The following is a 20962-nucleotide window of genomic DNA, read 5'->3' as shown; positions in this document are numbered from 1 at the left end:
ACCTCACTTCTTCTCCATCACGCATTGCAGCGGATGCTGATTCTGTCGGGCGAAATCCATGACCTGAGACACTTTGGTCTCGGCCACCTCGAATGTATAGACCCCGCACTCGCCCACTCCATGATTGTGAACATGAAGCATGATGCGTGTGGCGGCTTCACGGTCCTTCTGGAAAAAACGCTCCAGCACGTGAACCACGAATTCCATGGGTGTGTAGTCGTCGTTGAGGATGAGGACCCGGTAAAGGCTGGGCTTCTTGGTCTTGGTTTTGGTGCGCGTGATGACGGCGGTGCCGCGACCGGCCTCATTGCCGCCGCTGCCGTTTTGCATGCGCGCCACGTCTCTCGTGGCAGTCAAACCGATCGTCACGTAGTCCTGCCTTTTTCGAATCCCCATGCGAGTTCGACATGTAGGTGTTCGATGGACGATTTTAAGCCCTTCTGTTTAGCTGACAATATGGCTAGGTGGCCAAACTTGACGGATTTTCGCAATCGTGAAGCCGGCGGAGCCCCTGATTTGAAATTGCCATGAAAAAACCCGGCCGCGCTTCCGCGACCGGGTCTGTCTTACAGGCTCGGGGCCGTCTTCACATCATACAGACAAATTACTTCGCCTTTGCGACGATCGATTCGAACGGCTTGTAGGCTTCCTTGGCGAGTTCGGCGTAGAGATCGCCGATCTTTGTCGCCTCGGTGACGAAGGATTCGTAGGACTGCTTGGCGTAGTCGGACTGGATTTCGATCGCCTTCTCCAGCGACTTGGCCGAAAAGATTTTCTCGACCGCGGCGCTGCCGGCTTCGAAGCTCTTCTTGGTATATTCGCCCGCTTCAGTGGCAATGGCCTGCGCGCCCTTGGAAAGGGACGCAAAGCTCTTCAAGCCGGTGTCGGCAAACTCTTTGCCATATTTGCTGAAATCTTCATAGGTCTGGGCCATTTCACGCTTTCCCTTTGATGACGGCCTTTGACGCGCCGTCCCGAACTGGGCGCCTATCCGGCCACGTTGTGCAATGCACGTCAATATATTGTGCGCTGCACAAAAGTCAAGGTTTAGCCTAAATCGGTGACCCCCGCCACGCCGGCAGTGGCTAACATTCGAATAAAGAGAAGCTCAATCCCGAAGAAAATGGTGAACGCGGCGGTTACCATAAACGGATTGGTAACGCTGACCGCGTTAGCGTGGCTGGAAGTGAGGCAGGGACCCTTTGCCGCCTCCAGGGCAACAAAAAATTCAAAGGAATTATCGGTGCGTCAGGCGTTGTCGGGCATTCTTTCCAAATCCGCGTCCTCTTTGAAAACGATCGTGATCCTCGCTTTGGCGATGACACTGGTCGTTGCCGAGGCCGCTTCGTCGCAGGCAGCCAGGTCGGCCGCCATCGTCATCGACGCCAAGACCGGCAAGGTGCTTTATTCCTCGGATGCCGACGGCCGGCGCTATCCTGCCTCGCTCACCAAGATGATGACGCTTTACCTGACCTTCGAGGCGATGGCGAAGGGCAAGATCGCCAAGAATTCTCGAGTCGTTTTCTCGGCACGTGCCGCGGCCGAACCGCCGACGAAACTCGGCGTCCGGCCCGGCGGGGTGGTCACGGTCGAGACCGCGATCCTGTCGATGGTGACCAAGTCGGCAAACGACTCGGCAACGGCGCTCGGCGAGCTCCTCGGCGGCAATGAAGCCAATTTCGCCCGTATGATGACGGCCAAGGCCCGGGCGCTGGGCATGAAGTCGACCGTTTTCCGCAATGCCAACGGTTTGCCGGACCCCGGTCAGTTCACGACCGCGCGCGACATGGCGATGCTCGGCATCGCGCTAAGAGAGCATTTTCCCCAGTATTACGGCTATTTCTCGCAGCGCTCTTTCCTGTATGGCCGCAAGCGCATCAACGGCCATAACCGGCTGCTCGGCCGCATCAAGGGCGTCGACGGTATCAAGACGGGTTACACGCGGGCCTCCGGTTTCAATCTTGTCTCCTCGGTCTCCGATGGCGATCGCCGCATCGTGGCGGTGGTCATGGGCGGGAAATCGGGCGGCAGCCGTGACAACCAGATGGCCGGTTTGATCAACGCCTACATGCCGAAGGCGTCGTCGCGCGGCAGCGGCGTGCTGATCGCCAAGGCTGGCGGCGGCAATCCGATCACGGCACTGGCCAAGGTGTTTTTGCCCAAGCACGACGCGCCGACGCCGGACGAAAAGCCGGACAATGATGCGGTTGCCGCTCTCGTTGAGGAAAACGCGCCCGTCGTCGAGGAGACCACTCCCGTCGTCCAGACCAGAAAGGTCAAGACCGTGGCCGTGGCCACAGCGGACGATGTGGCGACGGCCCGGGTTGCCGCGGCCTATGGCGACGCGGAGGCGGTCGATCCCGTCAATACCGCATCGGTGCCCTCGGGCTGGGCAATACAGGTCGCTTCTTCGCCAAAACGGTCCGAAGCCCAGGCTTTCCTCGACAAGACGACGAAGCAGGCCCCCTCGGTCCTCGCCGACGCGTCCGGTTTCACCGTCGCTTTCGACAAGGATGGCGTCACCTACTACCGCGCCAGGTTTGGCGGCTTCGGTTCGAAGAACGCCGCCTGGAAAGCCTGCAGCGCCCTGAAGAAAAAGAAGATCGAGTGCTACGCCGTCCAGCAATAGGCGGTGTGGAAAAACGCCTCCCGGGAAATTCTGCGTCGAAGGAGACTAGTTGTGATTGGAGAGCAAGACATCCTTGGCTTCGTTGATCCGCGCCGCAAGGAAAGACGTGCCACCGATATCGGGGTGCAGGCGCTGCATCAGGCGGCGGTGCGCCTTGCGGACATCCGCCGCGGCGGCCCCCGCTTCAAGACCAAGGATCTTGTAGGCCTCCTCCTTAGTCATGGCGCCCGCACCTGGCGCAACACCCAGCCCGTCGCCACCATTCGCCTCAGCGTCTTTGCGCCAGACGGGAAATCTGCTGTCAAGATACGTCTCTAGCAATTGGCGGCTCTCCGGGTCGCCGGGAAGTTCGCGGTAAAGCTGCTGCAATTCGGCAAGCGCCATGGCGCCGAGCATCTTGCCTTCATGGCGGCCGGCCAAAACGAGGCCTTCCAGGCTGCCGGTATCGTGGTCGAGTTCCATTTCGAGTGCAGCGGTGCGCACTGTCGAGTGCTTGCCCGGCGACAACTTCGTTGGCGGCCGTTTCATCCGCATGGATCCGTACCAGGCGAGCGCCGCCGACAGGATCAAACCGCCAATGCCTTGACGTCCGACCAGAAGCACGGCAACCCCGACCAGCGCCAGCAGGATGGGCCCAACCGTCCTCATCCCGCTTGCGAGTTTCGCCGGGTCGGCGCGCAGGAAGATCATAGCCGCGCCGAGAAGCACCAAAAGCAATGCTACCAATGCGATAATCGCGCCCATTATTTCCTGCCGCCCCGCAGATGCTCGATCATCAGCCGGTCTTCCGGCCTGCCCCTGGCTTCCAGTGCCGTCAGCCCTCCGGTCGCAAACACGGCGACCGCCGAAAGCAGGCTGGCCAAGGTCGCGGCGGCCCGCCGATCAAATCGGAACCATGCCCCTTTGGACAGCCGCGCGATCTCCTTGAAGGCCTTTTCCGCGCCGGAATCATGACCCTCCTGAAAGACGAAGACGGGAACGCCATGCAGGCCGAGGCTGCCGGCTTTGGCGGCAAGGTCGTCGACATTTTCTTCCATGGCGTCGCCGATATAGACCAGCGCATTGACTTTTGAGGCAGCCGTCTGTTTCAGCGCATGGGCAAGCACCTTGCCGATCTGGGTATGGCCGGCACGGCATTCTATCCGCGTCATCAGTTGCTTCAGCGCGTCCGTATTGGTCACGAATGCGGATGAACGACACTCGCCCAGACCGCGAAAATAGACCAGTTGAACCTTGAGCGCCCCGGCCTTGCCGACAGCGTCGAACATCTCGCCCTGCAGCGCACAGGCGAGATCCCAGGTGGGCTGGCGGCTCATTGTGGCGTCGAGCGAAAGGATCAACCTGCCCGAACCAGTCGCGGACGCGGCAAGCGTCCTCGCTTGGCGGACAAAGGCGTCGATTTCGCCGGTGCTCGATTGAGACTTGACCGGCCCAGGATCGACCCTCGCGGGCACGGGCTGCTTCTTGTCGCTCATGCGATTCAAGATGTGGCGTTGCCGCGCCGCTTGCAAGTCCAACATGATGAGACTTGGAGGGCCAGCAATCAAGACAATCGGCCTCGGACTTGGCGCCTTCGCTCAGAGCAGGCCGAGGTCGGCAAGCTCGCGCCTAAGTTTCGGCGGTATCTCGAAGAGCCCGGCCATGCCCTTGCCGAGATCGGCCGGTGCATCGGCCGGTTTCAGGTAACGCCAGCCCTGAAAGGCGCGGCGCGGCTGCCAGTCGGTGCGCACAACTTCCGGGTCGAGCATGAGATGACAACGGCCAATACCCTCGTCGTCGGTGAAGGGCCGGATTTCAGTGATCAACTGACGGCACTGGACATTGCCTTTGACCACCCAATAAAGCGACCCACCATCGGTGATTTCGGCGCCGCGCGTCGGCACCATGCGGGTGGTGTGGTAGTGCTCGGCAGGTTCGCCGGCGCGCCGTTTTTCCTCAAGGCGAAACGCGATCCACTCTTCGAGATCCTCGACGCTGTCGCAGCCGACACAGAGCTTTACGAGATTGAGAGACATGGATTAAGGTTTAGTCCGGCACGCGAAGCCGTCAACGGCCTGGTCGACTTTCTCCACAGTGCCAGGTTTTTGGCTCAGCACTCCACCACGTTGACGGCCAACCCGCCAAGGCTGGTTTCCTTGTATTTCTCGTTCATGTCGAGGCCGGTCTGGCGCATGGTCTCGATGGCGGCATCGAGCGGCACGAAATGAATGCCGTCGCCCTTGATGGCCAGTGAAGCAGCGGTCACCGCCTTGACCGCGCCCAGCGCATTGCGCTCGATGCATGGCACCTGCACCAGCCCGCCGACCGGATCGCAGGTCATGCCGAGATGATGTTCAAGCGCGATCTCGGCCGCGTTCTCGACCTGCTCGGGCGTGCCGCCCATGACGGCGCACAGACCCGCCGCCGCCATTGCCGAGGCTGAACCGACCTCGCCCTGGCAGCCGACCTCGGCGCCCGAGATCGAGGCATTGGTCTTGATGATGCCGCCGACCGCCGCAGCCGTCAGCAGGAAATCGCGGATGCTCGGCTGATCGGCCTCGGGGTGGAAATGCAGCCAGTAGCGCAGCACCGCGGGCAGCGTTCCGGCAGCGCCATTGGTCGGCGCGGTGACGACGCGCCCGCCAGCGGCGTTCTCCTCGTTGACCGCCATGGCGTAGATCGACAGCCAGTCATTGGCGAGCAAGGGATTGGGCCGGTTCTGCTGCCACTGCTCCTGCAGCTTGTCGTGCAATTGCCGCGCTCGACGGCGCACCTTGAGCCCGCCCGGCATGATGCCGTCCTGCGACAGGCCACGATCGATACAACCCTTCATGGCGCTCCAGATGCCGTCGAGCCCAGCGTCGAGCTCTTCGCGCGACATCTGCGTTTCCTCGTTGACGCGCTTCATGTCGGCGATGGAAAGGCCGTTTTTCGCCGCCATGGACAACATCTCGACCGCGTTCTTGAATGGGTAGGGAACCTTCTTGCCTTCCGTCGTCACCGAGCCCTTGGCCTTCATCCGCTGCAGCTCTTCCTCGGAAACCACGAAGCCACCGCCGATCGAATAATAAATGCGCCTGAGCAGCAGCCGGCCGTCGGCGTCATAGGCCGAGAAGGCCATGCCGTTGGCGTGGCCGGTGAGCGGCGTCTTGCGATCCAGCACCAGGTCCGTGGCCGGGTTAAAGCGATAGGATGGATGGCCGGGCGGCGAAATCCGCTTCTCGGCGGCGATGCCGGCGACAATGCCGTCGGCCTGGTCGGGATCGATGGTCTGCGGCGTCTCACCGGCAAGACCAAGCACCACCGCGCGGTCGGACCCATGGCCGATACCAGTGTAGGCGAGCGAGCCGTGCAGGCTGGCTGCGATGCGATCGACCCTGGCGCCGGCCGGACGCGGCCAGTCGTCTCCCGCGACTTCGTCGAGAAACCGCCGCGCCGCTGTCATCGGCCCCATCGTGTGCGAGCTTGATGGGCCGATGCCGATCTTGAACAGGTCGAAAACCGAAAGGAACACGCGGCACTGTCTCCGTGATCATTCCACATATAGGAATTCTCATGATGTTTCCGCTCTTTTGAAAATCGCGGCGCAGCGCCTGCCGACCTTGTTTGCTCCGCCAGCGACATGACTGCGTTCTGCCATCGAAGCGACCCCTCCGGCTGTGGTAAAAGGCAGTGCATGGGCGATTCTTTCCATTTATCGACGGCCGATTTCGCCGCACTGGCCTTCTTCCTCATCGTATGGGTGCTGCACACGCTCGCCTCCGACGGAAGACTGATCCGCCGCGTGTCGCTGACGACAGCGATGAACGCCCAGCGCGAAGCCTGGATGCGGACCATGGCCGAGCGCGAGATCCGCATCGTCGACACCGCCATCATGAGCGGGCTGCAACAGGGAACCGCCTTTTTCGCCTCAAGCTCGCTGATTGCGCTGGGTGGTTGTTTTGCCTTGCTTGGCGCCTCCGACCAGGTCGTTTCGGTGCTGAGCGACTTGCCGCTGGGCGACGCACCGTCGCGCGCGGCCTTCCAGATAAAGGTATTCGGGCTGGTGCTGATCCTGGCCTTTGCCTTCTTCAAATTCGGCTGGGCCTACCGGCTGTTCAACTATTGCTCGATCCTGATTGGCGCCGTGCCGATCCCGTATGGCGAAGCCTCACGCAACCCGGTGACCGAAACGGCGGTCTGGCGGGCGGCGCGCATGAACATGCTGGCCGGAAAGCACTTCAATTCCGGTCTGCGCGGTGTGTTCTTCTCGATCGGCTATCTCGGCTGGTTCGTCGACCCGACGGTGTTCGTGCTGTCGACGCTGCTGCTTCTGGCGGTGCTGGTCCGCCGCCAGTTCTTTTCCGCCGCGCGGCAGGCGGTGATCGGTCAGCCGCCTGGCCCGTCAGCCGGTCCGGGGAAAAGCCGATCGATCCGGCCCGACAGCCAATAAGCCATCAGCCCGATCCATTCACGGACCGCGGTGGTGGTGACCTCCAGCCCGTTGTAGGGGGGAAATGAGCGGATGCTTTCCGTGCCGGAGGTCATGTAGTCAACCGGCCACGGAACGGTTGGAAAGCCGGCCTTGTCGAAGAGCGCCGTGGCGCGCGGCATATGGAAGGCCGAAGTCACCAGCAGCCAGGTCTCGCCGGGTTTCGGTGCGACAAGTTGCCTGGTAAAGACCGCATTCTCATAGGTGTTGCGGGATTTGTTCTCGAGGATCAGGCGATCGGCTGTCACGCCAAGCGCCGTGAGCAGGCGCGGCCCAGAGTCTGCGTCGCCCTCACCTTTGATTACCATTTCAACGGTGCCACCGGAGATGGCGATTTTCGCTGTCGGAAAACGCCGCGCCAATACGGCTGCCTCGACGATCCGGTCGCCGGCGCCGTTAATTTCATAGCCGCCACGCACGGCATTGATGGCACTCTCCAAACCGCCGCCCAGCACGATGATACCGTCGACCCTTTCTGGCAGCGGTGGCCTGGGGAAGCGGTCCTCCAGCGGACTGATCATTGTCGCGCCGAGTTCCGTCCATGTCGAAAGCGCAAGAACGAGAACGGCAAGGACGCTGCCGGCGGTCGCCAACCGTCGCCGGCCGAACATCGCCGCCACCAGCCCCGCCAGCAGCAGGAAGATCGCAAAATTCAACGGTTGGACAAAGAACCAGAGAAATTTGGAAAGATAGAAGAACATCCTTCACCCCCACCGCATCGGCCCGAAAATCGGTATCGATTTTCGGAAAGCCCGGTGCGTAGACCAAACGTGTTAGAGCGTATTTTGTGCGTCCAGATGATCGCTCCAATGCATGCCGCCCAAAAGCGCGTAGCGGTTCTGGGGCAACGACCTGCATAAACCGGGGCTAAAGCGCACCGCATCATTCAAACGCGATGCCTAAAGGACTACCACCACTTTTCCGGCTGAAACGTGCCGGCCGCCTGTTCGATGACATGGGCGGTCTGGAACAAGGCTTCCTCGTCGAAAGGACGGCCGATGAGCTGCAGGCCGAGCGGCAGACCCTTGGCGTCGAGGCCGGCCGGCACGGCGATGCCCGGCAGCCCGGCCATGTTCACCGTCACGGTGAAGATGTCGTTGAGGTACATCTTGACCGGGTCGGCGGCCATGTCCTCGTCGGCGATGCCAAAAGCCGCTGATGGCGTCGCCGGTGTCAGGATGACGTCGACGCCAGCCGCGAACACGGTCTCGAAATCCCGCTTGATGAGGTTTCTCACCTTCTGCGCCTGCAGGTAGTAGGCATCGTAGTAGCCTGCCGACAACACATAGGTGCCGATCATGATGCGGCGCTTGACCTCGCGGCCGAAGCCGGCGGCCCGGGTCTTCTCATACATGTCGACAATGTCCTTGCCGGGCACGCGCAGGCCATAACGGACACCGTCATAGCGGGCGAGGTTCGACGAGGCTTCAGCAGGCGCCACGATATAATAGGCCGGCAAGGCATATTTCGTGTGCGGCAAGGAAATGTCGACGATCTCGGCGCCGGCATCCCTAAGCCAGGCAATGCCCTTCTGCCACAGCGCCTCGATCTCTTCGGGCATGCCGTCGACACGATATTCCCGGGGGATGCCGACCTTCATGCCTTTGACCGGACGGCCGATCGCCGCCTCGTAGTCCGGCACCGGCCTGTCGACCGATGTGGTGTCCTTCGGATCGACCGAGGCCATGGATTTGAGCAGGATCGCGGCATCGCGCACGTCGCGGGCGATCGGCCCGGCCTGGTCGAGCGACGACGCGAACGCGGCGATGCCCCAGCGCGAGCAGCGGCCATAGGTCGGCTTGATGCCGACCGTGCCGGTGAAGGCGGCGGGCTGGCGGATCGAGCCGCCGGTGTCGGTGGCGGTGGCGCCCGCGCACAGGAACGCCGAGACGGCCGAGGCCGAACCGCCGGACGAACCGCCCGGCACGAGCTGGGCATTGTCCAGCGTGCGCGCGGTCCTGGTGCCGCCGGCCGAGACGAAACCGCCATCGCCCTGATGCGTGGTCGGCATCACCACCGTGTCGAGGCGCGAACGCCGCCACGGATTGACGACCGGACCATAGTAGGACGTCTCGTTGGATGAGCCCATGGCGAACTCGTCCATGTTGAGCTTGCCCAGCATGACGGCGCCGTCGGACCACAGATTGGCGGTGACGGTCGATTCGTAGCGCGGCTTGAACCCGTCCAGCACGTGGCTGCAGGCCTGGGTATGAATGCCCTCGGTGCCGAACAGGTCCTTGATCCCGAGCGGTATGCCTTCGAGCGAACCGCCCTCGCCCTTGGCCAGTTTCGCGTCCGAGATCTTGGCCATGCCGCGCGCCTTGTCGTCGGTGATGGCGACATAGGCGTTAAGCGCCGGATTGGCCCGCTCGATCGCCGAGAGATAGGCGTCGGTGATCTCGGTTGCGGTGATTTCCTTGGCGCGCAGCTTGGCGCGGGCCTGCGAAATCGTGAGTTGCGTCAGGTCGCTCATCGGGCAAGGCTCTTTTCGTAAAACACCGACCACTCGGTATCAGGATAATCCAGAACCGGGCCGCAGCGCGAGAAACCGGCGCGTTCGTAGACAGTCCAGGCGGCCGGATGGCGGTCGCCTGTCTCCAGCACCAGGCGCTTCAGCCCTTCGCTGCGCGCCAGCGCCTCGACCCGCTCGACGATTTTCGCGCCGATCTTCCGGCCGCGATGCGAGGGACGCGTATACATGCGCTTGACTTCGCCAATGACGCCATCGTGGCGTTTGAGCGCGCCGCACCCTATTGCCAAGCCGTTGTCGCGGGCGATGAAGACGGTCGTATTCTTGTCGGCCATCTGCTCGACGCTCATGTGGTAGCAATGCTCCGGCGGCGTCAGTTCGAGCAGCGTGGTGTTGAGCTCGTCGATCAGCCCCCGGACATCGTCCTGCAATGGCGTCTCGATGGCGATCTCGATTGCCATCGGCCGCTACTCCACGACCTTCGGAACGAGGAAGAAATTCTCTTCGGTCGCCGGCGCATTGGCAACGATGTCGGCCGCCTTGTTGCCGTCGGTGACGACATCCCTACGCTTCTTCATCTCCATCGGGATGACCGAGGTCATCGGCTCGACGCCGGAAACGTCGACTTCGTTCAACTGCTCGACAAAACCGAGGATGGCGTTCAACTCGCCGGTCATGCGCTCGGCATCCTCCTCGCTCACCGCAATGCGGGCGAGACGCGCGACGCGCTTCACAGTCTTGATATCAACGGACATATTTGTCGCCTCGGGAAAACCAGGTCGCGCTATAGCGGCGTGGCGCGTGCCGCGCAACATGCATCATGCCGGCAACGCGGCCGGAAGCGCCTATGGCAGCGCCACGCCGTCGCAGAGGAAATAGCTGCCGCTGTTGCCGCTTGCCTCGCTCTCATCGTCGACGGGCCGGACGGAAACCAGGTCGATCTGTTTCGGATTCATTTGCGTGACCGACAAAACGTCCGGAAAGAGATAGCCCGGCTCCTGGCATATGGCGGTCACCGCCCAGCTCGGTGAACGAGTCGCCTTGGTGATCTCAAGGAATTCGCAATTGTATTCGATGCTTTCCAGGCCGCGGGACGACAGCACGATGTTGCCGGCCTCGATCACCGTTTGCAGCGTATCCTTCCTGGCTTGGGCACAAAGCTCCTCGGATTGGAGATAGACACCCTCGATGAAATCCTCCGCGGCAGGCGCCGGCGACGCCGCGACCAGCATCGAAATGCAAAGAGAGCTCCTCAAAGCCATGTTTTCATTCCGTTTTGGTGTCTTCTACCCAATATCTTCTACAAGGTAATCGTCTCGCCGATCTTCGGCAATGCCACTTTCACATCCGACCCGTCCATTCCGGCCACGAACTTTTCGGCGGTCTGGTCGATGATTGGAAACGTGCCGAAGTGACTGGGGATGACCGTATCGAAATCGAAGAAGCGCCGGCAGGCAAGGGCCGCCACCGCACCGCCCATGGTGAAGCGGTCGCCGACCGGCACGATGCCGATCTTTGGCTCGTGCAATTCGTTGATCAGCGCCATGTCGGAGAAAATGTCGGTATCGCCCATGTGGTAGAGCGTCTTGTCCTCCGGAAAATGCAGCACAAGCCCGCCCGGATTGCCGAGATAGGTGTTCTGGCCATTGTCGCCCGGGAACGACGAGGAATGCAGTGCCTGGACGAAGGTGGTGGTGAAACCGCCGCAATCGACAGTGCCGCCGATATTGCCGGGGTTGATCTTCTTGTCGCTGGCGCCCTTGCCGACCAGGTACATGCAGATTTCGAAATTGGCGACCAGCATGGCGCCACTTTTCCCGAGCACTTCCAGCGCCCCGCTGACGTGATCGCTGTGGCCGTGCGTCAACAATACATGCGTGATCCCTTCCGCTGGCCCTTCCCAACCACCGGTCCAGGACGGATTGCCGATCAGATAGGGATCGATGAGGATTTTCGCGTCCGCGGTCTCGATGCGGAATGCCGAATGGCCGTACCAGGTCAGTTTCATCAATGCTTTCCTCGATTTTTGCTTCGGTAGAGGATAGAACGCCGACGGCAAAGTTAAAGTGCCGCTGCGTCCCCTGCGCGTACAGGACGCACCGCGCCATGGTCAAAAGGAAAGCGGTTGAGCGTCATCACGATCGAGGAATTGCCGGCGCGGCTCGGCGGCGGCAAGACGCTGGCCGGGCTCGATCTCGGCGACAAGACGATCGGCGTGGCGGTTTCCGACCGGGGTTTTTCCTTCGCTCATCCGCGCCCAGTTATCATGCGCCGGAAATTCTCGCTCGATGCCGCCGCTCTCCTCGCCTTGCTGCAGAAGGAGAATGCCGGGGCGGTGGTGCTTGGCCTGCCGGTCAACATGGACGGGTCGGAAGGACCCCGTGCCCAGAAATCCCGCGCCTTCGTCCGCAACATGGCTGGCCTGACCGACCTGCCCTTCGTTTTCTGGGACGAGCGGCTGTCGACGGTGGCGGCCGAGCGAACATTGATCGAGATGGATTTTTCGCGCCGCAAACGCGCCGGCAAGATCGATTCGGCCGCTGCGGCCTTTATCCTGCAGGGCGTTCTCGACCGGCTTCAGACGCTCGGCGTCGATGCCTGGTCGAAATAGCGCTCGCGCATTGTCCGGATCCATCCGCCAATCGCCCGGCGTCGGCGAAACGCCCAAAACGCCATCAAGAGCAGCCCGTCGAAGACGCAGGCCTTCGCAACCATGCCGGGAATGACGGCCGGATCGACGCCCAGCATCTGCCCGTAAAGCTGGAAGACGAGATCATGCAATTGCCGGCTGAGCATCACATAGCCGAAATTGATGTCGTTGAGCGACAGGAAGAACCAGCCCCAGAATAGAGCGAGCGGAGCAACCCAGAGTGCGAACAAATAGCGCATCAGCGGCCATTCCTCGGTTTGGTGTCCGATCGACCGGAGATGCGCGAGAGCAAGGAACTGTGCGCCGCGTCCTTCGCCATCAGATGCGCGGCGGCCCGGATATCGGTTCTGGCCGGAACCGCCGCGGCGAAGGCCGAGCGCCGCTCCGCAAGCATGGCGACGTAGGAAGCCAGAAGTGCGGCCAGTTGCACCGCGACGGCCATGAACAACCCGTTGATGCCTTGCGCGGCGCCGCCGACCAGAACGAACGACAACACCGCGGAAGCTGAGATGAAGGCGGTGCGCACGACGCTGTCGACGGCTTGCGGATCTGGCGCGCCGCTGATCAGGGTCTCGACGAAGGCCCAGCAGAACAGCATCGCAACAACGAGCAGTGCAACGGCGAGCGGCGCCACGACGACGGCGTTTTCGAGATCGACGAAATGGGCATTCTGAATGGCGACGCCCAACACGCCGAGCGCCGCCGCAACGCCGCGATTTCCGTCAATGCAGATGAACGCCAGCAGGGCGAAAGCCACTGCCCAGTGCAAGGCCAGAAAGGAGGTCAATATATACCGCATGGCATTCCTGCTTTGGTAAACAGGACAGTGGGCTTTGCGGCCTGCCGCCGCAATGGAAACCATTTGTTAAGGTTAACGGTCATCCACAGGGATGCGACATCGGATGATTTTCCCTGTCAAAACCTCTCAGTTGACCGGCGGATAGAGCGTGTCGATGATCATGCGGGCATCGTGGCGCGAATCAAGCATGCCATAGGTGTTGCGCCACTGGCCGGCCAGCCGCGTTTCGACGAAAGCATCGGCGATCCGCCCTGCCCCCAGCCGGCGCAGCTCCGCCGCCGCCGCCGACAGTGCCAGTTGCTCCGTCAGCAGCCGCGCCGAGCCCTCGTCGGTTGCCGCCACCTGCATCGCCGCCTTGAGTACGCCGATGGTGCCACGCCCGCCGGCGCCGAGATCGCGGTCGATGCCGCTCAGCACCTCGTCGAACAGGCCGGGCGCCCGGCCGAGCACACGCAGCACGTCGAGCGCCATCACGTTGCCGGAACCCTCCCAGATCGCGTTGACCGGCGCTTCGCGGTAGTAACGGGCAAGCGGCGCTTCCTCGACATAGCCATTGCCGCCAAGGCATTCCATCGCCTCGTAAAGCAGCGGCGGCGCTATTTTGCAGACCCAGTATTTGACGACCGGGGTCATGGCGCGGGCGAAAGCCGCTTCGCCGCGGTCGCTGGCCGCCTCGTCGAAGGAACGCGCCAGCCGAAACGACAGCGCGGTAGCGGCGGCGACGTCAAGCGCCATATCGGCCAGCACGCGCTGCATCAGCTGCTGCTCGATCAAATTGGCGCCGAACACCTGGCGGTGACGTGTGTGGTGGACGGCCTCGGCCAGCCCTGCCCGCATGATCGCCGAGGAGGCGACGGCGCAGTCGAGCCTGGTCAGTGTCACCATGTCCATGATCGTCTTTACGCCCGCGCCGGGTTCGCCGACCATTTCGCCGATGGCGTTGACGAATTCCACTTCGGACGAGGCGTTGGATCGGTTGCCGAGCTTGTCCTTCAGCCGCTGGAAGCGAAAGCCGTTGCCCGACCCGTCCCCGAGAATGCGCGGCACGAGAAAGCACGAAAGCCCCTCCGGCGCCTGGCCGAGCGCCAGGAAAGCATCAGACATCGGCGCCGACATGAACCATTTGTGGCCGGTGAGCCGATAGAAACCGCTGCCGGCGCGCTCGGCCCTGGTGGTGTTGGCGCGCACATCCGTACCGCCCTGCTTCTCGGTCATGCCCATGCCGAGCGTCAGCCCGGTCTTTTCGACCGGCGGCTTCTGGCTCTGGTCGTATTTGCGCGTCGTCACCCTGGGCGCCCATTCGCGAAACAGCTTCGGGCTGGCCATCAGCGCCGCCAGCGATGCGCTGGTCATGGTGATGGGACAGAGATGCCCGGTTTCGAGCTCGGCCGTCAGGTAGAAACGGGCAGCGCGCACCTGATGGCGGCGCCCGACTTCGGCATCGCCATTTTCCCAGACCGAGGAATGCAGGCCGTTGGCCACCGACCGACGCATCAGCGCATGATAGGCCGGGTGGAACTCGACCTGATCGATACGCCGGCCCTGCCGGTCATGGGTCTTGAGCTTCGGAGTCTCGACATTGGCAAGACGGGCCAGTTCCTGCGCCTCCTGCGTCAGCACGAAACGGCCAAGCCCGTCGAGATCCTTGCGCACCGGATCGGAAAAGCGCTCGGCAAGCTGGATCAGCAACGGATCGCCTCGCCACGCATTGCCGCCCGTCAGCGGCGGCGGCTGGTTGATCACGTCGTCGGTCACGAACTGTCCCTGTTGTCTGAAGGCTAAGAAGTTATCTGAAGGCTACGAATCCGAACCCGCTGGCGGTTATAGCCCAAGCGTTGCCGCGCGCGCGACGAAAAACCGGGGAGAAAGGCCGCAATCCAAAGCTGGTGCTTGCGGCTGCAAAATCTGAGCCCTATAGCAGCGCCTTGAGATGACCGACGCTTCGTCCCCCTACCCTCACCGCCATCTTCTGGGCATCCGCGATCTTTCCCCCGCCGACATCGAGCTTCTGCTCGACCGGGCCGATCGAGCAGTGGCGATCTCCCGGCAGCCGGAGAAGAAGACTTCGACGCTGCGCGGCCGCACCCAGATCAACCTCTTCTACGAAGCTTCGACCCGCACGCAATCCTCGTTCGAACTGGCCGGAAAGCGGCTCGGCGCCGATGTCATGAACATGTCGGTGGCGAGCTCCTCGGTGAAGAAGGGCGAGACCCTGATCGATACGGCGATGACGCTGAACGCCATGCGCCCCGACATATTGATCATCCGCCACCAGTCGGCGGGCGCCGCCGCACTTCTGGCGCAGAAGGTTGGCTGTTCGGTGGTCAATGCCGGCGACGGCTCCCATGAGCACCCGACGCAGGCGCTGCTTGACGCGCTGACCATCCGCCGCGCCAAGGGTGCGCTGTCGAAGCTGATCGTGGCGATTTGTGGCGATATCCTGCACTCGCGCGTGGCGCGCTCCAACATCATGCTGCTCAACGCGCTCGGCGCCCAGGTGCGCGTCGTCGCTCCTTCGACGCTTCTGCCCGCCGGCATCGAGAAGATGGGCGTGATCGTCACCCGCTCGATGGCCGAGGGGCTTAAAGACGCCGACGTGGTGATGATGCTGCGCCTGCAGCGTGAGCGCATGGAAGGCGCCTTCGTACCTTCGGTGCGCGAATATTTCCGCTATTTCGGCCTCGATGCCGAGAAGTTGAAAGCTGCCAAGGGCGACGCGCTGGTGATGCATCCAGGCCCGATGAACCGCGGCGTCGAGATCGCTTCGGAAATCGCCGACGGTCCGCAGAGCGTCATCCAGGAACAGGTGGAGATGGGCGTCGCCGTGCGCATGGCGGTCATGGAAGCGCTGCTTGATCCCCGTCGTAACCAAGAGGGGCGAAACCAAGAGGGCCGCGGCGCATGAGCACCACGGTCTTCAACAAGGTTCGCATCATCGACCCGTCGCGCGGCATCGACGAGGTCGGCGCGGTTATCGTCGAGGGCAAGAAGATCGCCGCGGCCGGCAAGGCAGCGCTCAACCAGGGTGCTCCTGAAGGCGCCACGATCATCGATGGCGCCGGCAAGGCGGTTGTCCCCGGCCTGATCGACGCACGCGTCTTCATCGGCGAACCTGGTGGCGAACACCGCGAGACCATTGCCTCGGCCAGCGTGGCGGCGGCAGCCGGCGGCGTAACCTCGCTCGTCATGATGCCCGATACCGACCCGGTGATCGACAATGTCGCGCTGGTCGAATTCGTGCTGCGCACCGCCAAGGATACGGCCAGCGTCAACATTTTTCCGGCGGCGGCGATCACCAAGGGCCTCGAAGGCCGCGAGATGACCGAGTTCGGCCTGCTCCTCGAGGCCGGCGCGGTCGCCTTCACCGACGGTCGCCACACCATATCGAGCGCGCTGGTGATGCGCCGCGCGCTGACCTATGCGCGCGATTTCGGTGGCGTGATCGCCCATGAAACGCAGGATGCCGACCTCGCCTCATCAGGCGTGATGAATGAGGGCCTCTATGCCAGCTGGCTCGGTCTTGCCGGCATTCCGCGCGAGGCTGAGTCCATCCCGCTGGAACGCGACCTGGCGCTGGCGCGGCTCACTGGCGGCGCCTATCACGCGGCCAAGATCTCGACGGCGATGGCGGCGGCAGCGGTCACGCGTGCCAAGGCCGACGGCGCCAATGTCACGGCGGGCGTGTCGATCCACAATCTGTCGCTCAATGAGAACGATGTCGGGGAGTACCGCACCTTCTTCCGGCTGACGCCACCGCTGCGCGCCGAGGAAGACCGGCTGGCGATGATCGAGGCGGTCAAGGACGGCACCATCGACATCATCGTCTCCTCGCACGACCCGCAGGACGTCGACACCAAGCGCCTGCCCTTCGCCGATGCGGCGGCTGGCGCGATCGGGCTGGAAACGCTGCTGGGTGCGGCACTACGGCTCTATCACAATGGCGACGTGCCGCTGCTGCGGTTGGTCGAGGTGCTATCCACCGCCCCGGCAAGGCTCTTTGGCCTGCCCGGCGGAACGCTGAAGCCGGGCGCGTTGGCCGATCTCGCGCTGGTCGATCTGGACGAGCCATGGATCGTCAGCGAAGGCGGCATTCGCTCGCGCTCGAAAAACACCTGTTTCGAAGGCGCGCGGCTGCAAGGCAAGGTCTTGCAAACACTGGTAGCGGGACGCACAGTGTTTTCGGCCTAGCCGGCTGCGGCGAATAGCTCCGCAATCCAATCGGCTAGGAAACGCGTGGGGGAACAATGGCTTACGGTCCGGTCTTGGCAATTGTCTTCGGCTACCTGCTCGGCTCGATTCCGTTCGGGCTGCTGATCACCCGTGCCGCCGGCCTTGGCGACGTGCGCAAGATCGGCTCCGGTAATATCGGCGCCACCAATGTGCTCAGGACCGGCAACAAGGGGCTCGCCGCCGTGACGCTGCTGCTCGATGCGCTGAAGGGTACTGCAGCGGTGCTGATCGCCGGCCGTTTTGCTCCGGAGCTTGGGCTTTGGGCCGGACTTGGCGCTTTCCTAGGCCATCTCTTTCCGGCTTGGCTAGGCTTCAAGGGCGGCAAGGGCGTGGCTACCTATCTCGGCGTGCTGATTGCCCTTGCCTGGCAGGTGGCGCTGATCTTCGCCGTCGTCTGGCTGGCGGTTGCGTTCCTGGCCCGCTACTCCTCGCTGGCGGCGCTGACGGCTGCGATCATCGTACCGATCGCACTTTATTTCCTCAGCACGCCGCAGATTGCCGGACTGTTCGCGCTGATGAGCCTGATCGTCATCATAAAACACCGGGCCAACATTGAGCGGCTGCTGGCCGGCACCGAGGGCAAGATCGGGGCCAAGGGATGAGCCAGCGTTCCGCCGGGCCGCGCCTCAGCGACCGGCAGCGGCTGAGCTGGCTTCGTTTGATACGAACGCCGAATGTCGGCCCGGCTACCTTTCGCGATCTAATCAACCGCTTCGGCTCGGCCGAAGCGGCACTGGAGATCCTGCCCGAACTGATGATCTCGGGCGGCGCCAGCCGCATCGCCCGCATCCCGTCAGTCGCCGAGGCCGAAGCCGAACTGGAAGCCGCCCGTCGGGCCGGCGCCCGCTTCGTTGGCATCGGCGAGGCCGACTACCCGCCGCTGCTGAAGAGCATGGACAATCCGCCCCCACTGCTCGCCATGAAGGGCGAAGGCGCGGTGTTCCGCTTGCCGGCAGTCGCCATCGTCGGCGCCCGCAATGCCTCGCTGGCCGGCATCAAGATGGCGCGGACGCTCGCCGCCGAATTAGGCCGCGACGGCTATGGCATCGTCTCCGGCCTGGCGCGCGGCATCGACACCGCGGCACATCAGGGCAGCCTTGCGACCGGCACGATCGGAGTGCTGGCCGGCGGCCTCGATATGCCCTACCCGCCCGAGAATGCCGGCCTGTGCGACGAGATTGCCGAGCGCGGCGGCGCCATCATCTCGGAAATGCCGTTCGGCTGGCAGCCGCGCGCCCAGGATTTTCCGCGTCGCAACCGCCTTGTCGCCGGCGCCGGCCTGGGACTTGTCGTGGTCGAGGCCGCGCAACGCTCCGGCTCGCTGATCAGCGCCAGGCTTGCCGGCGAGATGGGCCGGCTGGTCTTCGCCGTCCCCGGCTCACCGCTCGATCCGCGCGCCGCCGGCACCAACGGCCTGCTCAAGGACGGCGCCACCCTCGTCACCGAGGCATCGGACATTTCCAGCGCGATCGCACCGCTGGTCGACACGCAGATGCCTAGGACGCCGCTCGAGGAGCCGCCCGATTTCTCGGTGACGCCGCCGCCCGGCGAGGACGACCGCGCCCGCGTCATCGAGGCGCTCGGCCCGACGCCGGTGGCGGTCGACGAGATCATTCGTCACACCGGCCTGCATCCAGCCCAGGTTTTCATGGTGCTGCTGGAACTCGACCTCGCCGGCCGGCTGGAACGGCATGCAGGCGGGAACGTATCGCTGATCTGATCGATATCTCCCCGGCACACTATTCTTGTGAAAACGCTCGCCGACGCATCTCGATTGGCTCTTGCCGCAAACCACTCCGCTCGGGCCCGCGTCAAACCGATAAGGCAAATACCGGCGTAATCTGCTGGCACATCGACGGTCGTATCAAAGACGGCCCATGTGCTGGTCGGCTCTTGAACGGGCAAAAATCTCATAAAAGCACCTGCTAATATATGCCCTCGAACTTAGGACGCCGGGCTTTGTTCGTGCATCGCTCAAACGAAGGAGAATTTCCGACAGGCGCCGTCTGATACGTTGGCTTGGGCCGAGTGCCTATCGGCGCCATCGGCCTAGCCCCGCTGGCGCGGAGCTCAGTGCAATTGCTGTTGCTCTTGTCGGGAAAAGAATGGCCGGCGCCACTTGGGGGGGCGTTGGGGTAGATTGCTTGGTGGGCGCCGGCCAAGCGGAACCAGGTCCGCCGCCTGCGTATAAAACCCAAGTTCGCGAGACTTGTTATGGTGTGATCGCGGAAGACTCAATTCCGAGCATGTGTCCGGAACCGACCTGTCTTTGTTGGTGAGCGCGTCGGGGTTCGAACCCGAGACCTACTGATTAAAAGTCAGTTGCTCTACCGGCTGAGCTACGCGCTCCCGCGGGCCCAGATATGCCGCCCTCGAAATTGCGCGGAACATAGGGAGAGTGCCGCAACGGGTCAACCGGAAAAAGACAAAGCGAAAGCCGGGATTTTTCGCGGTGCCGCAGCGCCTCGTGCCACCGAGCCGGCAGGCGCTTAACAGTATTCGACAGGCGAGCGAAAGGCTGGCCATCAGCGCAGCGGCCAAGCGAGAGAAACATTATAAATCAGCGGATTGCAATATTTCGCGGAACAATTGCACGCCTTGTCCGTTTTCTCGCCACAAGGGACGTCAACCACCCTTCAAGGAGAAAGATCATGAACAAGATCATGTCGGGGCTGCTGGCGACCACTCTCTCGCTTTCATTCGCTGCCGCGGAGATCGTGCCGGTCAACGCGCAGCCGACATATGTGCCGCTGAGCCAAGGGCTTTCGTCAAACGTTCAGACCATCCAGTACGAGCCGTGGCGGAAACGGAATTTCAACCGCAATTCCTCCCGCCGCGATTTCTCCCGTCGCAGCGTCGCCCGTAACGACGGCAACTATTGGCGCGGCCAGTGTGGTTATCGCGAGTACCGTCGCGGCTATCGCCGTCATGGCGACTACTGGTTCCCGCTGGCTGCCTTCGCCACTGGCGCGCTGGTCACCGGCGCGATCATCAACAACCAGAACCGTGTCTATCAAGGCAACTCCCATGTCCAGTGGTGCTATGACCGCTACCGGTCCTACCGCGCGTCGGACAATACGTTCCAGCCCTACAACGGCCCGCGTCAGCAGTGCTATTCGCCCTACTGACGTCCTCCGGTTACAGGTTAGTATAGAGCCCGTGCATTCATTGGCACGGGCTCTGCTTTGGTATCTCGGCAGCACCTGAGCACGGCGAACGGAGTTCGTATCAGCTGGCCCAGTCGATACTCTTGATGCTCAGGTAAAGGCCTCCGCCTTCACCCCGCGGAGAACGGTAAGCGCCAAGGGCATTGCAAATTCGAACCATGGCCCCGGTCAAATCCCAACCGAGCGCTTCCAGGTCATTATCCGTATCGATCACATAAGACTGGGCCAGCTCATCGATCTTGTTTGATTCTCCGAAGGAACGAACCAGCTTTGCATCGCTGAGAAGATCGCCAGGCAGGTTTGAATTTGCCCAAGCCCAAAGCCAGTTTCTGGCCTTCGCGCTGGTGGAGCCCGCAATCTGGATTTCGGCAATGACCTTGACGACCCCTTCCCCGGAGAAAAGGAGCCTTCCAGTCGTCAGGTCGTAGTCATAGCGCGCCCAACTGCCAAGGCCGAAATCTTTCTGCAAGCGGTCGTTCTTGGCGTTCAGTTGTTCCAAAGCTTCTTCCCGCCAAGCGGCATACGAGCCTGGATAGATTGCGCCTAGCTCCAGCACGATGTGTGCCC

The 20962-nt window shown here is 62.6% G+C and carries 24 protein-coding genes and 1 tRNA gene; 8 read left to right on the top strand and 17 right to left on the bottom strand.

The window, feature by feature from the left end:
• Positions 1 to 3 precede the first annotated feature (3 nt).
• Complete coding sequence (gene clpS, locus C9427_RS02710) at positions 4 to 330, bottom strand: ATP-dependent Clp protease adapter ClpS (RefSeq protein ID WP_167434233.1); 327 nt, start codon at positions 328 to 330, stop codon at positions 4 to 6.
• Between the two features lie 274 nt (positions 331 to 604).
• Complete coding sequence (locus tag C9427_RS02705) at positions 605 to 934, bottom strand: phasin family protein (RefSeq protein WP_107647671.1); 330 nt, start codon at positions 932 to 934, stop codon at positions 605 to 607.
• Positions 935 to 1243: 309 nt separating this feature from the next.
• Here C9427_RS02705 and C9427_RS02700 point away from each other — a divergent pair, with 309 nt between their 5' ends.
• Entirely contained in the window at positions 1244 to 2629 is a 1386-nt protein-coding gene (locus C9427_RS02700; protein ID WP_107647670.1) for a D-alanyl-D-alanine carboxypeptidase, read from the top strand.
• Between the two features lie 45 nt (positions 2630 to 2674).
• On the opposite strand, the gene C9427_RS02695 is transcribed toward C9427_RS02700, so the two are convergent.
• From C9427_RS02695 to C9427_RS02680, 4 genes are all read right to left on the bottom strand, one after another.
• Positions 2675 to 3373 carry a DnaJ domain-containing protein gene (locus tag C9427_RS02695; RefSeq protein WP_107647669.1) on the bottom strand — a complete coding sequence of 233 codons (699 nt, stop codon included), beginning with the start codon at positions 3371 to 3373 and terminating at the stop codon, positions 2675 to 2677.
• On the bottom strand, positions 3373 to 4104 hold the full coding sequence (locus C9427_RS02690; protein ID WP_167434222.1) for a VWA domain-containing protein: 732 nt from the start codon (positions 4102 to 4104) through the stop codon (positions 3373 to 3375). Before C9427_RS02690 ends, C9427_RS02695 begins: the two co-directional genes overlap by 1 nt.
• Before the next feature lie 102 nt (positions 4105 to 4206).
• Positions 4207 to 4644: a DUF1489 family protein gene (locus C9427_RS02685; RefSeq protein ID WP_107647667.1), complete on the bottom strand. Its 438-nt coding sequence runs from the start codon at positions 4642 to 4644 to the stop codon at positions 4207 to 4209.
• 74 nt (positions 4645 to 4718) lie between these two features.
• Positions 4719 to 6122 (bottom strand): L-serine ammonia-lyase, encoded by a 1404-nt coding sequence (locus C9427_RS02680; RefSeq protein WP_107647666.1) that lies wholly within the window; start codon positions 6120 to 6122, stop codon positions 4719 to 4721.
• A gap of 162 nt (positions 6123 to 6284) precedes the next feature.
• Between C9427_RS02680 and C9427_RS02675 the strand changes: the two genes are divergently transcribed.
• The gene (locus C9427_RS02675; protein WP_107647665.1) at positions 6285 to 7040 is read left to right on the top strand and encodes a DUF599 domain-containing protein; all 756 of its coding nucleotides are present in this window, start codon (positions 6285 to 6287) and stop codon (positions 7038 to 7040) included.
• Here C9427_RS02675 and C9427_RS02670 read toward each other — a convergent pair.
• The 6 genes from C9427_RS02670 to C9427_RS02645 form a co-directional block, all read right to left on the bottom strand.
• Positions 6977 to 7780: a YdcF family protein gene (locus C9427_RS02670; protein ID WP_107647664.1), complete on the bottom strand. Its 804-nt coding sequence runs from the start codon at positions 7778 to 7780 to the stop codon at positions 6977 to 6979. The two genes, C9427_RS02675 and C9427_RS02670, sit on opposite strands and share 64 nt — an antisense overlap.
• Positions 7781 to 7986: 206 nt before the next feature.
• Entirely contained in the window at positions 7987 to 9552 is a 1566-nt protein-coding gene (locus C9427_RS02665; RefSeq protein WP_107647663.1) for an amidase, read from the bottom strand.
• Positions 9549 to 10010, bottom strand: coding sequence for a GNAT family N-acetyltransferase (locus C9427_RS02660; protein WP_107647662.1), 462 nt, complete (start codon positions 10008 to 10010; stop codon positions 9549 to 9551). Before C9427_RS02660 ends, C9427_RS02665 begins: the two co-directional genes overlap by 4 nt.
• A gap of 6 nt (positions 10011 to 10016) precedes the next feature.
• A complete protein-coding gene (gene gatC, locus C9427_RS02655; protein ID WP_107647661.1) occupies positions 10017 to 10304 on the bottom strand; it encodes an Asp-tRNA(Asn)/Glu-tRNA(Gln) amidotransferase subunit GatC in 288 nt (95 codons plus the stop codon).
• Positions 10305 to 10394: 90 nt separating this feature from the next.
• Positions 10395 to 10811 (bottom strand): hypothetical protein, encoded by a 417-nt coding sequence (locus C9427_RS02650; protein WP_107647660.1) that lies wholly within the window; start codon positions 10809 to 10811, stop codon positions 10395 to 10397.
• A gap of 38 nt (positions 10812 to 10849) precedes the next feature.
• Positions 10850 to 11557: a metal-dependent hydrolase gene (locus C9427_RS02645; RefSeq protein ID WP_107647659.1), complete on the bottom strand. Its 708-nt coding sequence runs from the start codon at positions 11555 to 11557 to the stop codon at positions 10850 to 10852.
• Positions 11558 to 11674: 117 nt separating this feature from the next.
• On the opposite strand from C9427_RS02645, the gene ruvX reads away from it, so the two are divergent.
• Positions 11675 to 12160 carry a Holliday junction resolvase RuvX gene (gene ruvX, locus C9427_RS02640; protein WP_107647658.1) on the top strand — a complete coding sequence of 162 codons (486 nt, stop codon included), beginning with the start codon at positions 11675 to 11677 and terminating at the stop codon, positions 12158 to 12160.
• On the opposite strand, the gene C9427_RS02635 is transcribed toward ruvX, so the two are convergent.
• From C9427_RS02635 to C9427_RS02625, 3 genes are all read right to left on the bottom strand, one after another.
• The gene (locus tag C9427_RS02635) at positions 12127 to 12438 is read right to left on the bottom strand and encodes a DUF6105 family protein (protein WP_107647657.1); all 312 of its coding nucleotides are present in this window, start codon (positions 12436 to 12438) and stop codon (positions 12127 to 12129) included. The genes ruvX and C9427_RS02635 overlap by 34 nt on opposite strands.
• Positions 12438 to 12998, bottom strand: a complete 561-nt coding sequence (locus tag C9427_RS02630; RefSeq protein ID WP_107647656.1) for a hypothetical protein — start codon at positions 12996 to 12998, stop codon at positions 12438 to 12440. The genes C9427_RS02635 and C9427_RS02630 overlap by 1 nt, the downstream gene beginning before the upstream one ends.
• A gap of 126 nt (positions 12999 to 13124) precedes the next feature.
• The gene (locus tag C9427_RS02625; protein ID WP_107647655.1) at positions 13125 to 14753 is read right to left on the bottom strand and encodes a DNA alkylation response protein; all 1629 of its coding nucleotides are present in this window, start codon (positions 14751 to 14753) and stop codon (positions 13125 to 13127) included.
• Between the two features lie 175 nt (positions 14754 to 14928).
• Between C9427_RS02625 and C9427_RS02620 the strand changes: the two genes are divergently transcribed.
• From C9427_RS02620 to dprA, 4 genes are read left to right on the top strand one after another with little or no spacing between them, the layout of a single operon-like run.
• On the top strand, positions 14929 to 15903 hold the full coding sequence (locus C9427_RS02620) for an aspartate carbamoyltransferase catalytic subunit (RefSeq protein ID WP_107647654.1): 975 nt from the start codon (positions 14929 to 14931) through the stop codon (positions 15901 to 15903).
• A complete protein-coding gene (locus C9427_RS02615; RefSeq protein ID WP_107647653.1) occupies positions 15900 to 17186 on the top strand; it encodes a dihydroorotase in 1287 nt (428 codons plus the stop codon). The genes C9427_RS02620 and C9427_RS02615 overlap by 4 nt, the downstream gene beginning before the upstream one ends.
• Positions 17187 to 17242: 56 nt before the next feature.
• Complete coding sequence (gene plsY / locus C9427_RS02610) at positions 17243 to 17830, top strand: glycerol-3-phosphate 1-O-acyltransferase PlsY (protein ID WP_107647652.1); 588 nt, start codon at positions 17243 to 17245, stop codon at positions 17828 to 17830.
• Complete coding sequence (gene dprA, locus C9427_RS02605; protein ID WP_107647651.1) at positions 17827 to 18948, top strand: DNA-processing protein DprA; 1122 nt, start codon at positions 17827 to 17829, stop codon at positions 18946 to 18948. Before plsY ends, dprA begins: the two co-directional genes overlap by 4 nt.
• A gap of 553 nt (positions 18949 to 19501) precedes the next feature.
• Here dprA and C9427_RS02595 read toward each other — a convergent pair.
• Positions 19502 to 19577, bottom strand: a tRNA-Lys gene (locus C9427_RS02595).
• A 302-nt stretch (positions 19578 to 19879) separates the two neighbouring features.
• On the opposite strand from C9427_RS02595, the gene C9427_RS02590 reads away from it, so the two are divergent.
• Positions 19880 to 20356, top strand: a complete 477-nt coding sequence (locus C9427_RS02590) for a BA14K family protein (protein WP_107647649.1) — start codon at positions 19880 to 19882, stop codon at positions 20354 to 20356.
• Positions 20357 to 20456: 100 nt separating this feature from the next.
• Here the strand turns inward: C9427_RS02590 and C9427_RS02585 are convergent, their stop codons facing one another.
• Positions 20457 to 20951 carry a DUF6882 domain-containing protein gene (locus tag C9427_RS02585; RefSeq protein WP_342587231.1) on the bottom strand — a complete coding sequence of 165 codons (495 nt, stop codon included), beginning with the start codon at positions 20949 to 20951 and terminating at the stop codon, positions 20457 to 20459.
• Between the last annotated feature and the right edge of the window lie 11 nt (positions 20952 to 20962).

It is taken from the genome of Mesorhizobium helmanticense, assembly GCF_003034915.1.
Classification (GTDB): domain Bacteria; phylum Pseudomonadota; class Alphaproteobacteria; order Rhizobiales; family Rhizobiaceae; genus Mesorhizobium; species Mesorhizobium helmanticense.
This window is presented reverse-complemented; position numbering and strand designations above follow the sequence as displayed.

Coding starts and splice junctions, on each gene's coding strand:
- clpS (WP_167434233.1), bottom strand. CDS start 330: ATGCAAAACGGCAGCGGCGGCAATGAGGCCGGTCGCGGCACCGCCGTC.
- C9427_RS02705 (WP_107647671.1), bottom strand. CDS start 934: ATGGCCCAGACCTATGAAGATTTCAGCAAATATGGCAAAGAGTTTGCC.
- C9427_RS02695 (WP_107647669.1), bottom strand. CDS start 3,373: ATGGGCGCGATTATCGCATTGGTAGCATTGCTTTTGGTGCTTCTCGGC.
- C9427_RS02690 (WP_167434222.1), bottom strand. CDS start 4,104: ATGAGCGACAAGAAGCAGCCCGTGCCCGCGAGGGTCGATCCTGGGCCG.
- C9427_RS02685 (WP_107647667.1), bottom strand. CDS start 4,644: ATGTCTCTCAATCTCGTAAAGCTCTGTGTCGGCTGCGACAGCGTCGAG.
- C9427_RS02675 (WP_107647665.1), top strand. CDS start 6,285: ATGGGCGATTCTTTCCATTTATCGACGGCCGATTTCGCCGCACTGGCC.
- C9427_RS02670 (WP_107647664.1), bottom strand. CDS start 7,780: ATGTTCTTCTATCTTTCCAAATTTCTCTGGTTCTTTGTCCAACCGTTG.
- C9427_RS02665 (WP_107647663.1), bottom strand. CDS start 9,552: ATGAGCGACCTGACGCAACTCACGATTTCGCAGGCCCGCGCCAAGCTG.
- C9427_RS02660 (WP_107647662.1), bottom strand. CDS start 10,010: ATGGCAATCGAGATCGCCATCGAGACGCCATTGCAGGACGATGTCCGG.
- gatC (WP_107647661.1), bottom strand. CDS start 10,304: ATGTCCGTTGATATCAAGACTGTGAAGCGCGTCGCGCGTCTCGCCCGC.
- C9427_RS02650 (WP_107647660.1), bottom strand. CDS start 10,811: ATGGCTTTGAGGAGCTCTCTTTGCATTTCGATGCTGGTCGCGGCGTCG.
- C9427_RS02645 (WP_107647659.1), bottom strand. CDS start 11,557: ATGAAACTGACCTGGTACGGCCATTCGGCATTCCGCATCGAGACCGCG.
- C9427_RS02635 (WP_107647657.1), bottom strand. CDS start 12,438: ATGCGCTATTTGTTCGCACTCTGGGTTGCTCCGCTCGCTCTATTCTGG.
- C9427_RS02630 (WP_107647656.1), bottom strand. CDS start 12,998: ATGCGGTATATATTGACCTCCTTTCTGGCCTTGCACTGGGCAGTGGCT.
- C9427_RS02620 (WP_107647654.1), top strand. CDS start 14,929: ATGACCGACGCTTCGTCCCCCTACCCTCACCGCCATCTTCTGGGCATC.
- C9427_RS02615 (WP_107647653.1), top strand. CDS start 15,900: ATGAGCACCACGGTCTTCAACAAGGTTCGCATCATCGACCCGTCGCGC.
- plsY (WP_107647652.1), top strand. CDS start 17,243: ATGGCTTACGGTCCGGTCTTGGCAATTGTCTTCGGCTACCTGCTCGGC.
- dprA (WP_107647651.1), top strand. CDS start 17,827: ATGAGCCAGCGTTCCGCCGGGCCGCGCCTCAGCGACCGGCAGCGGCTG.
- C9427_RS02590 (WP_107647649.1), top strand. CDS start 19,880: ATGAACAAGATCATGTCGGGGCTGCTGGCGACCACTCTCTCGCTTTCA.